At 51.1% G+C, this 14,066-nt stretch carries 9 protein-coding genes; 5 read left to right on the forward strand and 4 right to left on the reverse strand.

Annotated features, from left to right (window positions below):
* Positions 1-37: 37 nt before the first annotated feature.
* A complete protein-coding gene (locus JOD55_RS08185; RefSeq protein ID WP_204399514.1) occupies positions 38-1,339 on the forward strand; it encodes an AlbA family DNA-binding domain-containing protein in 1,302 nt (433 codons plus the stop codon).
* Between the two features lie 33 nt (positions 1,340-1,372).
* On the opposite strand, the gene JOD55_RS08190 is transcribed toward JOD55_RS08185, so the two are convergent.
* The 3 genes from JOD55_RS08190 to JOD55_RS08200 are packed head-to-tail and all read right to left on the reverse strand — an operon-like array spanning position 1,373 to position 4,232.
* On the reverse strand, positions 1,373-2,134 hold the full coding sequence (locus JOD55_RS08190) for an ABC transporter ATP-binding protein (protein ID WP_204399515.1): 762 nt from the start codon (positions 2,132-2,134) through the stop codon (positions 1,373-1,375).
* A gap of 9 nt (positions 2,135-2,143) precedes the next feature.
* On the reverse strand, positions 2,144-3,136 hold the full coding sequence (locus tag JOD55_RS08195; protein ID WP_338022236.1) for an ABC transporter substrate-binding protein: 993 nt from the start codon (positions 3,134-3,136) through the stop codon (positions 2,144-2,146).
* Between the two features lie 10 nt (positions 3,137-3,146).
* A complete protein-coding gene (locus JOD55_RS08200) occupies positions 3,147-4,232 on the reverse strand; it encodes a FecCD family ABC transporter permease (protein ID WP_204399516.1) in 1,086 nt (361 codons plus the stop codon).
* 696 nt (positions 4,233-4,928) lie between these two features.
* Here JOD55_RS08200 and JOD55_RS08205 point away from each other — a divergent pair.
* From JOD55_RS08205 to JOD55_RS08220, 4 genes are all read left to right on the forward strand, one after another.
* The gene (locus JOD55_RS08205) at positions 4,929-7,205 is read left to right on the forward strand and encodes a YcaO-like family protein (RefSeq protein ID WP_204399517.1); all 2,277 of its coding nucleotides are present in this window, start codon (positions 4,929-4,931) and stop codon (positions 7,203-7,205) included.
* A 33-nt stretch (positions 7,206-7,238) separates the two neighbouring features.
* Positions 7,239-9,122, forward strand: a complete 1,884-nt coding sequence (locus JOD55_RS08210; RefSeq protein ID WP_204399518.1) for an ABC transporter ATP-binding protein/permease — start codon at positions 7,239-7,241, stop codon at positions 9,120-9,122.
* 1 nt (position 9,123) lies between these two features.
* Positions 9,124-10,986 (forward strand): ABC transporter ATP-binding protein, encoded by a 1,863-nt coding sequence (locus tag JOD55_RS09170; RefSeq protein ID WP_420827028.1) that lies wholly within the window; start codon positions 9,124-9,126, stop codon positions 10,984-10,986.
* Positions 10,987-11,078: 92 nt separating this feature from the next.
* On the forward strand, positions 11,079-11,315 hold the full coding sequence (locus JOD55_RS08220) for a hypothetical protein (protein ID WP_204399519.1): 237 nt from the start codon (positions 11,079-11,081) through the stop codon (positions 11,313-11,315).
* Positions 11,316-11,695: 380 nt separating this feature from the next.
* On the opposite strand, the gene JOD55_RS08225 is transcribed toward JOD55_RS08220, so the two are convergent.
* Positions 11,696-13,912 carry a VaFE repeat-containing surface-anchored protein gene (locus JOD55_RS08225; protein WP_204399520.1) on the reverse strand — a complete coding sequence of 739 codons (2,217 nt, stop codon included), beginning with the start codon at positions 13,910-13,912 and terminating at the stop codon, positions 11,696-11,698.
* Positions 13,913-14,066 lie beyond the last annotated feature (154 nt).

Below are 14,066 nucleotides of genomic sequence, written 5' to 3' on the forward strand. Positions count from 1 at the left end.
AAACCCTGTTAACACCACTTACTGAAAAACGTGCACTATGAAAAATTCACATCTTCTTCCGCAAAAGCTAACTCCAATCCATCGTGAGCTTGGCATTCCTCTCAACAAACCACTAACCTACGATGCAATCGAAAAAATCGTGGAAGAAAAGCTCCCCAGCAAACAAGACCTTGGATTCTTCCGCGAAGAATCCTGCGATCACGAAGCACATCTTGCCCTCGCTCACGAACTATGTGCCATGACAAACTCTGGCGGAGGATGGATCGTTTGCGGCATCACCACACAGGGAAATGACAACGCGGCAACGTCGATTCTTCCCTACAGCCACAGTGATCAGATTGAGTACCACATCCGCAAAGCCGCATACTCACTCATCCACCCTCCCGTTACCCACATTGATATTCACACGGCCGAAAACGACGAAGAACAGCTGGTTTACATCATCGAAGTGTTCGCCTCCGATTCAACTCCACACCTCGTAGCCTGCAAAAACGCATCGGGTCTAGCAGGATTTTTGGCGCCAATCCGACGAGACGGAAAGAATGTTGGGCTCACCGAACATGAAATACGCGCTCTGTATAAACAAGCATTCCAAACTCGTCACGAACGAGAATCGGCCGAACGCTCCCGCTATGAAACAGCGACAAAATGCGCTCAGGCCTACGAAGGACTCTCGCTCGTCCTCGTAGCGCACCCATCCCGGCGTCTTCCTATCACCTTGAGCAGAGAAGACGCTGAAAAACAAATCGTCGATATTCAACAGACGGCGAAAAAATTTCTTATACAACCGCGCTTTTGTGGGTTGCGCAGTCCCACTTGCGTCCCGCTGGAGCGAAACTATCATTCCTGGGTTGCGCAAAGCGAACATTCGATTGACGGACGCTTCTTTCGTTATCAAATCGACGACGACGGTACAGTAGAAGTCACGCTGCGGCTCGGAGGATGGCCAGTTTCTCCAGATTTTGCAAAATACTATGCCGTCGGCCAACCTGCCCACGTCTCCCAGTATCTGCTCGAAACGGCTCTGACCGTTGGATATTCTTTAGTGGTTAACCTGCAACAGAACCTTTTCCCTTGCGAGTATTCCATTCGCGCCGGAATCTCGACTCCTGAAGCGGGACCATATATGATTCATCGCGCCGTCAAAGGCGTTGAGCTGTCGATGTCTGGCACGAAATCAAATCGCCTCATTCACCAGTCCCGAGCGGCACATGCCATACTCAACCCTTTAGGAACTGCGGATAACGAACTAGATACCCTTACCTGCCTTGCCCACGACCTTCTCAACCAAGGAGGAATCGAAGAGACTTGCTCGATTCTCACACAGGTATGCCATTGAGCGCTGCTATCGAATTACGCAATCACGCAGCTCTTAGCGGAAGATAAACTGTTTCGTACCGGCGTCGTTAATCACCTTGGCGTCCATTCCGTACACACTGCGAATGAGCTGCGCATTGAGCACATCCTGTGGAGTTCCTTGCTGGATAATTGCACCGTCACGCATAATAATCACGTCGTCACAATATCGAGCCACCAGATTCAGATCGTGTAAAATAATCACCGCTGTGGTTGCCACCGACCGAATCAGCTGCAGGATTTGATGCTGAAATTTCACGTCCAGATGATTCGTCGGCTCGTCAAAGAGCATGCAAGGGCACTGCTGACTCAAAGCTCGAGCGATCATCACTCGCTGCCTTTCACCACCAGAAAGCGATTGGAAATATCGCTGCTGCGATCCTCCCATATCCACTTTTTCTAAAGCTTGCTGGCAGATGAGCTTGTCGTCCACACAGTAACCTTGAAAATCTCGGCGTTGTGGCACCCTGCCCAGCAACACGAACTCGCCGACCCGCAGATGATCCGAATCGCTTTCAAACTGCGAAACTACAGAAAGTCGCCTGCCTACTTCAGCAGCTGGCAATTCATCGAGAGCTTTGCCCCCAATTTCAATTTTCCCCTCAGTGAGTTTTTGCGCCCCAAAAAGCGAACGAAGCAAAGTGGTCTTTCCAGAGCCATTGGGCCCAGCGATACCCAATATCCGACCTGGCTTCACATGGAAAGACACAGCGTTAAGCGCCGTAAATCGACCAAATCTCACTGTTGCGTCAAAGACACTGAGGGGAAAATCGCTCATATTGCATCCTTATTTCTGAATTTGTTTAGCGAGATCAAAAGCTCCATACAACGCAGATGGAGAGGCATACGCCATTGCTGAGTCAGCAAAAAAGATTTGCTTATTCTTTACAGCTCGCATATTTTGATAACCCGGAATCTTCTCTAAGCGAGCCAGCGAATTCTCCTTGGTAGCGCCGCCCATCCCCACAAGGACGACGATCAGATCCGGATCTGATTTCACGAACGCTTCAGGGGCAATCGGGCCTTGATGTGGGTGGTAATTAGGATCGATAGCCGATGTGAGATTCAGAGTCTTAGAAATCTCGCCCATCACGCCTTTCGTCCCGTAACTAAAGAGACCGTCGTCGTCACCAAAATAGTATGCATACGCAACTTTTCGCCCACGACCAGGCTTTTCGGACTCAACTTCTTTAATCTTGGCGCGCAATTGCTCAACAGTCTTTTCAGCTTTCTCAGCTGTGCCAAGAAGCTGACCCAACATAGAAATTTCTTTCAAAATCGCCTGAAAGGACTCATCTTCGCGCTGATCTGGATAATAATAATGGCACTCTGGTGAATCCACTACCGCTGGAATCTTCTTAGCTAGCACAGCGTCGGGCGAGGCACCATTGGAATCAAATCCACCCCCATAAACCAAATCTGGCTTAAACGACACCAGACTCTCAATAGAAAGATTCTGATCAGCGAGGATCTTGACGTCCTTCGCTTTATCGCCAATCCACTTCGCCGGTTTTTCGCCAAGTTCATTAGCACGACCAGCAATTTTTTCCTCAGCGCCCGCAGCAACTAAAAATGCCAGACCCGTGACGCCCATAGACAAAACTTTTTGCGGCGTCTTTTCAAACACCTGATCCTTGCCACAGTTCTTGACAGTAAATGAATGAGCACGTTCACCACGCGCAGTTGTGGTATTTTCTTTGCCCGTGGAGCAAGCACTCAGCGCAGTTACTCCCATAGCAATCACCGCAATCGTTGACGTTAATTTTTTCGTTAATGGCACAGTATTCTCCTTATTTTTGTGCGTGTTTCTTAATCAAAATCATGAGCATCGGAGTCCCAACGAGAGCCGTCAAGATCCCGATAGGCAATTCAGCAGGGCGAACAATCACGCGCGCACAAATATCAGCAGCGACTACCAAAATTCCGCCGAGCACAAAAGCTACCGGCAAGGCAGCGCGCATCGTCGATCCAACAAATACTTTGGCAAGATGCGGCACAACCAGCCCTATAAAACCGATTGAACCGCTCAAAGACACCAAAGTCGCGACGGTGAACGCCACAATGACGATCAATACGTTGCGATAAGTTTTGGGGTTTGTACCAAGTGAGCGAGCGGCGTCGTCGCCAAGATTCAATACGTCGACTCGCCGCCCTAGCAAAAAGAAAAGCGCAAATGCTAAGCATGTGGCACATGCCGCCATCAGAACATCAGACCACGACGCCGCAGATAGCGATCCCAAAGTCCAGAACAAAACTGATTTAGTGCCGGCCGCATTCTTGGCAAGAATGGTAATTAGACTGGTGAGCGCAGAAAACATATAACTTACAGCCATCCCCGCAAAAACGATTCGAGCCGGCGTGACTCTCCCACCGACGTTCGCCAGTAACCCGACGCAGATAATCGCCGTTAATGCGCCGATAAAAGCGCCAGCAGTTACCCCTATCGTGCTCAATAAGGCATGCGAGCTTCCCAAAACGATCACGAGAGCTGCGCCTGTTGAAGCCCCCGAAGAAATACCCAGAATATAAGGGTCGCCGAGTGGGTTTCTCAGCAGCGATTGAGTGATGAGCCCACACATTGCCAATCCTGCCCCGACCAAAAGCCCGAGGACGACGCGTGGTAGGCGAATCTCGGAAATGATCTGTAGGTCGACGTCTTGCGTACCAGATGCATCAAGTACACCGGTTGCAGTTTGACTCAGATTCGCACCGCTTATCGCCTGCCAAGTTTCGCTTATCGCCTGCCACGTTCCTGAAACAACAGTTGAGAGAGGGATATTACTTGCACCAATAGCGATTCCTAAGATACTAACCACGAGGAGTAATGCGCCAAGGCAGACCATAAACCACACACGAGCACAGCGATTTTGGAGCATTACTCGGCACACTCCTGCGCTGCTTGTGAGGAATAATTCCCCAAGTTAGATAACCCAAATCCTATGTACAGACACGCTAGGCATGGAGGGGTGGCTGAAGCTTCACCAAAACAGGTAAATGGCACTTGCGGATGAACATAAGTGCATATTTCGTCTAAGCACTTTCGCCCTGCCAACATTCTCATGCGCATGTTTAGATAGTTATGATGAATCGTGCTAGATGAATCCAAAAAATTCATAAAATCCCCTAGTCAAAGCAAAATTTCACTCTCTTGTCAGATCAGAAATTATCTGCAAATATGTTACTTAGGGTAGCCTACCCTAAGTAACATATCAAAGGTGAGTTTGGGCGCTCACTACCTCAGTGACTAGGAGATCACGATGGAAAACCTTGAAATTGTTGAAGTAAAGAAGACCAGCACTGATCGGATGACAGTGCCACACTGCCATCATGCACGCACAACCAGCACTTTTGCTTGGGCATAAAGTCCAAAACGAAGTGTGACGGCGGTGCCGAGAACGACTCCCCTCGGCACTGCCCACACATCTAGGCACTGCCCACACATCTAGGCACCGCCCCGTCGCGTATACCACCCGCGATACCGCTCGCCTCCATGGGCGGAGCCACCAGCCAAACAACCAATCACACAACCAAACATAACTGTCAACCATCCGACCACTACCTGCGGAGATGTAATGCTCACAATCTGCACTGAGCTTCGACCACTCACATCCGAAAAATCCCTGCTCACATGCGCCGACGGCACAAATCTAATACTCAACGCTCAAGCAACTGATATTGCCCAGGTAATCGACCAGGCACAAAACAACTGCTCACCAGAAATTTTGGGCGCACCACTATTCGAAAAACTCACCCAACACCATTCAATACGCAAACTCGATCCGCATAAGCATGCGCAAAGGCCACACGCACAACCACTGGTAGAGCGTCCTCCCACTGCACAAACCTCCCAAACGTCCCAGACCTGCGGAAATATTTTGATCTGTGGCGATGCCGCCCTTGGCACAGAATTAGCAGCACGACTGCAAAAACTCACAAAACTAGCCAAGCTTGACGTTCAATGCACATACTCTGACCTAACTCCCCGCGAATGCGCCTACGAAGCATTTCACGGTGGCACACTCATCGTGTGCAGATCGAACCAGTCCAAGGCAGTCTTTTGCGAAGAACTATCCACACTCAATGAGCTCAACGTTTCGTGGATTCCCATTGATTATTCAGGAATATCACTCCTCGTTGGTCCAGCGGTGATCGACGGCGATGGAGCGAGCTACCACGATTGCGTGGCGCGCGAAAGAGGAAATGCTATCGATCACGAGGTCTACCTCGCCAGCCTCCAGCCTGCAATGAGAGGCAATTTCCTCGAACACATCCTCAACTGCCCGCAATTTCTCGACGAATGTGCACAGCTCATCTCCCAAATACATACGGAACGCAGCGTCGATACTCAGCGCAACGGCGTCGTGAATACGGTATGGGAACTGCATCCCGGCGGCGCGCTCAACGTTCACCCCGTACTACCGCGTCACTTCGTCAATCCCCCGGCGCACCAGAGCGTCAAGCATCCCCAAACTTTCGTCGTCGATACGCGCTTCGGGCTGGTGCGGGAACTGACTGAGGTCAAACACAGCGCGTATATGCCGCCGACTCTCCACACCACTCAGGCTCGCACTACCGACCTCACTAAAATCTCAGGTTACGTAAACACGGTCTTTTGCCAGGGCTCAAGCATCATTCCACCTGATGCGTCACCAGTGCAAAAGGCTCAAGCCATAGAGAATAATTTTTATGCCGCAATTGGAGAATCCGTCGAGCGCTACTGTTCAAATTTGATCGATATCAAGCCCGTGACTTATGCCAGCTACAACCAGCTGCGCAAACGCGGATACCCGGCTCTTGACCCTGCCGAAATTGTGCTCTTTTCTCAACGGCAGTATGCGCATCCCGGTTTCCCTTTTGTTCCTTTTTCCCGCGATTTAGAGATCGGTTGGGTAGAGGGAATGTATGCCGACGACGAAGCACCCGTTTTCGTTCCAGCCTCCCTTGTGTACGTCAATTGGCACACGCGGCAAAACAGCCATGAACCACGGATCAACTTCCCCGCTTTTGCTGGGGTGGCTGCCGGTGCCACTGCTGAGCAGGCAATATTATCTGGCGTCAGTGAAGTGATCGAACGGCATGCCACGATGGTCTGGTGGCTCAATAGTTTTGCGCTGCCACATATTGTGCTCAGCGACGCACAACGAAGATTATTTGACGGCGCCCAAGAAACTCTGCGCGCCGGATTGATTAATCTTGACAACACTTTCGACATTCCGGTGGCAGCCGGCGTGATACATAACGACACGTCGAAATTGGTTCATGTAGGTTTCTCTTGCCGAGCCAGTATCGAAGAAGCAGCTTTGAAAGCCTGGAGTGAAGCTCTCACTTTGCAAGAAGGCGCCCATGACCTCAAGAATCCTCACGGTACACACTGGGCAGCCATCAGATCAGGGCTACTACCTGGGCGATCATATAAAGCCTGGCGCGCAGACCGAAAATATCTTGACGATTTCCGAGATGACCTCAAAGACGTAGACGATCTTCTCGTCCAGCAAGAAGTATTTCTCGACCCGCGAGCCGTGGACTATGTAGCCCCTCTCCTCGATCGCGAAGCAACACGGCTAGCTAGCACAGTAACACCGCTGGCCGATAATTCGCTCAGCTCCTATCGTGCCAAAATCGAAGCTCGAGGAAACCGGCTCATCACGGTCGATATCACCTCTCCGGACGTGAGCGCCTGCGCGATGCGCGTCATTCGCAGCATTATTCCAGGAACCGTGGGCAATACACCCGCAGCTTTCCCCTACCTGGGTAACGACGTCGTCGTCACTGAAGCAGTAAAACTGGGCTGGCGCGACAAGCCGCTACCAGAAGAAAACATCAACCATTTCCCAATGCCACACGCCTAAAAACCATTCCCATCTAATCCCTCAAGGAGGACAATGTTCACACAACAGCGCAGAATAATGGAAGCAGGCGGTCTAACATTTTGGCTGCTGATACCGCCGATTTTAGTGGGAATTGCAGTGTCTGCGCTCTATGTGCTGATAGCCATGCTCAATGCGATGCTATTTACCGAGCTACTGAGCAGCAGAAATATCCACAAGATCGTCACTTTAATAGCGATCATCGCAGTGCTGCTATTCGTGCGTCCATTATTAGATGTGTGTGGGCAGCTGCTGCAAAACCGGGCAGGGTTGGTGATCAAGAGCAATCTGCGGCGGACGTTGCTCAAAGAAATTGATCGCAAAGGGCCAATGCGAATTGGGCTCGGACGCTCGGGGAATGTGCAATCCGTTATCACCGACGGCGTCGAAGCGATTGAGCCGTACTTCGTGAAATATTTTACCCAACTGACGGTCACTGCCGTGACGGCTCTGGCGCTGACTATCGGTTTAGCGACTATTAGCATTCCGATTGCTTTTGTACTCTTGGCCTGCGGGATTGCCGTCGTCGCGACTCCGCGACTGTGGGACGCAGCGCTCGCCACACGTGGACGCAGCCATTGGGAGGCATACGAAACTCTCAATGCAGATTTTATCGATGCGATGATGGGAATGTCGACCTTGAAATCTTTCGGAGCTGCCCAAGCTTATGGCGATAAGCTGCATAAACAATCACAGGATTTACTCACGTCCACTCTCAGCCAACTGCGGTTATCGCTGGGAGAAACCGGTATTAGCACGACGATGAAAGTGCTTGGCCCGGCTTTGGCGCTCATTATTGCAATTGCGCAGGTGCGGGCAGGAAATGTAGACGTCGGCCACTTGTTTTTCATCACGTTGCTCTCGGTTGAAATGTTCCGCCCGTTTACCTTGCTCTCGACGTATTGGCACGAAGCCTTCTTCGGGATTTCGGCTCTGGCTTCGATGAATCATATTCTTACTGACATCGCATGCGAGCGCCGTAATGTGGCACGCGAGCAGGGCGCTGTGGTGTGCGAGCGCGGTAACGTGGCACGTGAGCAGGGCGCTGTGGTGTGCGAGCATACAGGCGTGAACGGCGCGGGTATGAGCAGCGCAGACACCGGCAACACGGACATGCGCAGCGGAATTGTTTTCGACGACGTCAGCTACACCTACATCGGAAGCGAGAAACCCGCCCTTGAGCATCTCAACTTCCGTATCGAAAAAGGGAAGACGACGGCGCTCGTCGGACTTTCCGGCGCGGGAAAGTCCACCGCCTTGGGCTTACTCATTGGATACGATCAACCTACCGCCGGAACGATCTCGGTCTTTGGCCACTCACCTGCACAAACAGATATAACTCAGACGGTCACGCTCGTTCCGCAAGAACCAATTATTTTCCCTGGGACCGTTCGAGATATTCTCGCTGCTGCGAATCCACAGGCCAACGATACCGACATGCTCAATGCGCTCAAGATAGCTCATGCCAACACTTTGCACACCGAATTTGAAGCTCAAGAACCAGCACAAACACAGAATTCACCCGCAGATTCGGCAATGTCTAAAAGCGTGCTCGACCTGCCCATACTCGAACATGCGAAAAATCTTTCCGGCGGTCAAAAGCAGCGCCTCGCAATCGCTCGCGCTCTCATTCGCAATACGTCCGTACTCGTTTTAGACGAATCAACATCAGCGCTCGACACGTACACAGAGCATCGTTTACTTGCGGATTTACGCCAAGCTCGCCCCGATCTGACGCTACTTGTGGTAACGCATCGTACCGATACTGCAGCGAAAGCAGACGGCGTCGTCGTACTTTCACAAGGTGGCAAGAGCTGTTACGGCCCCCCGGAAGAACTCGCCAACAACCCGCAATCGACGTGGTCACAGCTGCTCAAGGCACAGATAGGAGAAAACTGACGTGAACGAAACTCTTGTTAATATGCTGCGGCTCATGCGTCGTCTCAGGGAATGCCTCCCATTATTTGCAGCGGCAACAGTTGTGACCGCGCTGGCGCAGATCGCTCTCGTGGCGGTGACCATCACGTCCGTGTGGATAACGACGCGCTTTCTGACCAATTCAGATGCGCTGACCTCAGGAATTATCGCTTTGTTATTCGGATTCGTGGCGAGTCACGGGGTGGCGACGCTGCTCGAAGTGTGGTGGTCGCACGAAGTCGCATACCGGATATTACACACTTTTCGCCGCCACATTTATGCGGCGATCAGGAGAATCGCTCCGCTCGGTTTGCAAGGACGGCGCACTGGTGACGTTGCGTCCGCCGCCATGGACGACGCCGAAAAGCTCGAGTGGTTTTATGCTCACACCGCGTCAACGGCAATCTGTGCGGTAGTGAACCCATCGATATTTATCGCTGGACTGTGTTATCTCATCGGCCCGCTCGGTCTAATAATGTTCTTACCAGCAATAACGATGGTTGCTTTACCGTTGCTACTCCTGCCTATTCAACAGCGGCAAGGATATGCGCTGCGCGAGGCACTCGTTGAATTGCGCATTGCGGTGTTGAACGCTGTGCAGGGGCAACGCGAGCTCATATCGCTAGGCATGGTGGTTCAACAGCAAGACATAATTGACCAGCTCACGCGCGACGTACAGCGTATTATCAACAAGCAGTCGATGCGAAAGGCATGGGAGACGGCGTATACGGCAATTTCTACCTCGATCTGCACGGTTGCGCTGCTCATCGTGCTCACCGGTTGGGTTCTCGACGGGAAACTATCTAGCAGCGTGCTGCCTATTGCTGTTGTGCTAGCTGGAATGAGCATGAATCCTACGATCTCCCTGGTAGGAATGTTGGGGCGAATTGGTGAAATTGGAGCCTGTGCGAAGCGGATTAACCAGATTCTTGATGCTGAAGACCCAATACCTCATGAGCCGCAAGACTGTGCGCGCGATGAGCTTGGGAAACGGGTGCGTGACGAGCTTGGGCGCGATGAGCTTGGGAAACGGGTGCGTGACGAGCGGAGTGGACGTGAACAGGGTGAACGTGAACAGCGCGAACGCGAACAGGGTGAACGTGAAAGAGGAGTTTTGGTCGCAGACACTGTGTCGTTTAGCTACGGCGAACAGCCCGTACTTCACGAGCTCTCGCTTAAGGTCGAACCAAGCCGGTCGGTCGCCATCGTTGGCGCATCCGGAGCCGGAAAAACAACGTTCGCGAATCTAGTAATGCGATTCCTTGATCCCAACGCAGGATCGTTGAGCTTTGACGGAAAAGATCTTCGCCAATACGTGCCAGATGAGTATCGTCAGCATTTGGCACTTATTCCACAAGACTGCCACATATTTGCTGGAACGATTCGCACCAATTTGGCTTTGGCGAAGCCAGAGGCTACCGATTCTCAGATGTGGGAAGCATTAGAATCTGCGCAGATTTCTACCCTCGTGCAATCCCTCGGCGGACTTGATGCAGCTATCGGTGATCGAGGCACTACCCTATCCGGCGGAGAACGTCAGCGAATCGGAATTGCGCGAGCAATTTTGCGTGAACCTCAACTTTTGCTGCTCGATGAACCATTAGCCAATATTGACCCATTTTTGGAGGCAAATATTGCAGCGCGACTGAGAGAAACTCGCTCAAATCGCAGCACGATCGTTATTGCGCATCGACTCGCTTCAATCAAAATAGCCGATCATATTGTGGTTATTGATCAAGGAAAGATTATTGCTCAAGGTACGCATCGTGAATTAGTTGAAAATGCCCACTATCGGACGTTGCTGGGAGATCAGCTCTTGAGCGAGCAGATCGTGGGTGAATCGTAGGTGAGACGTGCAAGTGCGACGTGCCAGAGTGTCTAAAGATTTTCTACTTTTTATGAGTGTAGTGTTTAGGCACCACAGTGAATGAAGGCACAATGACGAACGAGAAACTAGCCAGTGCACGTCCTGAAGACGAGCCAGAACGTATTCGAACATTTGCCAATCGGGTTGAAGCCTACGGGCGCGAACATCTCTTTCCAGATTTTACGTTGACGCCCCAAGAGCGTGTCTACGTCTATTCGTTTTCATTTGCATATCGCAGGCAGGGCAATCATGCCACAACAGCAGCTTTTTGGTCTCTCTTATTGCCACAATCAATGCTCTGCTCTTGACTAAAATGTCGCCACTGCTTTGGTAAGTTTACCTCGGTCTCCTCGGGATTCTCGGGGTGTTAGCCGTGCTCATGATATTTTTGACCATCGGTTCACCTCGACGCGAAGCTTTTTCGTATGTGCTGCGACTTCGTGCTGAACAAGAAATCGCGTCGAGTATCTCGCAAGATTAGCCGCTTGAAAGCTTTAAGTATCATCAAGTAGTCTTCAAAAAATAGAGGATTTTCTATTACGTAACGATGCTTTCTAAGAATCATTTCGTAGTAGAGAGGTAGGGAACACAGTTCGAGATTGAACACTTTATCTGTGTCCCCCACCGTCGGGCGCCGGCCTTAAACAATCAAATTTCCCGATTTATTGTTTTTGGTCGGTGCTCACCTTTACGCCAGTTGTTTGCGGCGTAGTTTGAGTAGGCCAAGGCCTAGGGCGAGAAGACCACCGGATGCTGCACCAACAAAAGGCATTGATGAGCCGGTGATCGCCAGTGCCGTAGCGGCTACGGGTTTGGGACTCTCGACTACTTTTACCGTTTGTGCCACGTCGTTAAGGTCGTGATGGGTAGCGATCGTTTGACCGTCACGTTTGACGTCTTCAAAGACGACGACGCTCTTACCAGCAAGCTTGCTCGCGTTAAAACTGATCATCACGGTTGCACACTCATCAGCCGTTTTCGGGGTGAACTTGCTTGTGACAGTCACAGGCTTACCATTCTCATCAAGCAATGGCGTACCATCTTGCAGATGCAAGGTCGTGGTGATCTCGTATTCTTTGCCAGGAATAAGCGTCTTGTTTACATCACACACACGATCGGTAATCGACTGGTTAGGTTCAGCCTTAATCTGCTGATCACCATCTGCCGTGTCGGTGGCTGTGGTTTGCAGCTTCGGCATTGTCCGTGTAATCGCGAACTGTTCATGCTTATCCTCAACGCTAGAGGTGAACGGCTTTACACGATCGTCACCAGCAAACGAGGTAACAAACACATACGTGCCAGGAATGTTTCCTGCCGCGTCTTGTTTGACCTTGAAATCTGTTGCGCCAATACTGGCATGGAAGCCATTCTTAGCTGGCACATCAACAGTCACAATCACTTCCGCATTAGCCTTGTTAGCTTCGGTAGCGGGCTGGCCTTCAGGGAAAAACAGTAGTGACTGTTTCATAACCTTTTGATCTGCTACGAAGTAGCCATCACCCGTGAAATCTGGGTGATCAGCTGGGAAGCCGGTGACGAATAGGTCATCGACGAGATAGGTTCCGGACTTGGTTTCGCGAATCGTCATTGTCGAGTCAACTTCAACGGAACGGCGATATGAGGTTGTTTCAGCGTGTATACCGTAAGCGTCTGCCCAATCAGCGTGAATATATGGCTGCACATCTGCTGGCTGTGCTGATTTAGTAACGCTCCACACCACGGTTGCGAACCCAGGCTTAGTAGCTTTGAAATCAGCGCTCAGTTTCCCAGGACCCTTCGCAACCACATCAACGCTGCCAATCTTGATAGCACTCGCAGGCACAGCACCGGACTGTGCTGGCGGCATATCACCAATATAATAGGCGGTAGCCTTATAGGTTACCGGTACCAGAGTTTGAGTACCATCCAGGTTGAGCCATTTACCCCCACCATAGGATGGGTCAGAAACCGCATCAAACGTATCGGTAAACGAGCCAGTGTCACTGATCTTCGCAAGCTGGGACGCACCCATCGGCTGGAAATCATACGTCACCGACCACGACGGTAACGCCATGGTAGTTTCTTCGGGATCACCTACACCCGGATTGCCGTACGTCACAGTATCTTGGACCGTACCATTTACCAGTTTCGTTAATGTCTTGCGCGAACCTCTATATTTAATGATTCCATCGACTGTGCCGTTTCCGGTGGCGCTCCAGTCTAAGGTTATGGGTGTTGATTGGCTGGTGCCGCTCCACGTGGCTGTACCTGTCGTATTAAATACTGCCGGTCCGGTGAGTGTAACTGTCATTGGGATGCCAGCAATATACGTACCTGCTTGGTTAGTCACTCCGATGGAGTGGATGTTTCCTTTACGCGAGGTATCGCCCACTACGCCGCCTGGTTGGTAACCTACTGCTGCACTGGCTTTAGCTTCCGCTACATAGGCTTGTGCCTGGGTCTCGATTTGTGGAGCATTAGCCCGCACAATAGACAAAATATCATTGACCACGTTTTGCGCCGATGGATCAGAATAAACCGTTGAACCGGCAGAGTCTTCTTCAAAGTTCGCATGTACGAGCAGCGAGAGCGCTGACTGCACCGCGGGATCTTTCGAATCCTTATACTTATCCAACAAATAAGCCATCTGCGGGGTAGTGAGTTCCAAACCAGTCACACGCGGCGTTGATGTATCGAGCGTTGCAACGCTAATAACCTGATCAACAGACGCCGGAGCAGACTTACCACCCTGAATACAGTAAGCAACCAGACCACCGGTCTGTGTGCCTGATACTTGGGTACCAAGCCACACAATCTGTGAACCGCTACCAACCTCATAACCGATACGGCCTAACCCTTTTGGATCAGTAGCAGACACCGCGGCATGAGCAGCAGGAGCACAAATAGCCCCATAACTACCAAGCATGGTTAGGCACATCGCGAAAACCGCGAACGTGCGACCTATCCTCTTTCTTTTTATATGAGAGTTCACCATAATCTCCAATTGATTGTTTATTTGGAAAGTAGCGCCAAGAACCTCTCGTATTTCTTGACGTCATCCGCTTTCACAAGCGGAAAAA

The organism is Arcanobacterium pluranimalium, from assembly GCF_016907845.1.
Classification (GTDB): domain Bacteria; phylum Actinomycetota; class Actinomycetes; order Actinomycetales; family Actinomycetaceae; genus Arcanobacterium_A; species Arcanobacterium_A pluranimalium.

Excerpts from the sequence above, each read along its gene's own strand:
- JOD55_RS08225 (WP_204399520.1), bottom strand. The coding sequence starts at position 13,912 with ATGCTTGGTAGTTATGGGGCTATTTGTGCTCCTGCTGCTCATGCCGCG.
- JOD55_RS08220 (WP_204399519.1), top strand. The coding sequence starts at position 11,079 with ATGACGAACGAGAAACTAGCCAGTGCACGTCCTGAAGACGAGCCAGAA.
- JOD55_RS08205 (WP_204399517.1), top strand. The coding sequence starts at position 4,929 with ATGCTCACAATCTGCACTGAGCTTCGACCACTCACATCCGAAAAATCC.
- JOD55_RS08190 (WP_204399515.1), bottom strand. The coding sequence starts at position 2,134 with ATGAGCGATTTTCCCCTCAGTGTCTTTGACGCAACAGTGAGATTTGGT.
- JOD55_RS08210 (WP_204399518.1), top strand. The coding sequence starts at position 7,239 with ATGTTCACACAACAGCGCAGAATAATGGAAGCAGGCGGTCTAACATTT.
- JOD55_RS08185 (WP_204399514.1), top strand. The coding sequence starts at position 38 with ATGAAAAATTCACATCTTCTTCCGCAAAAGCTAACTCCAATCCATCGT.
- JOD55_RS08200 (WP_204399516.1), bottom strand. The coding sequence starts at position 4,232 with ATGCTCCAAAATCGCTGTGCTCGTGTGTGGTTTATGGTCTGCCTTGGC.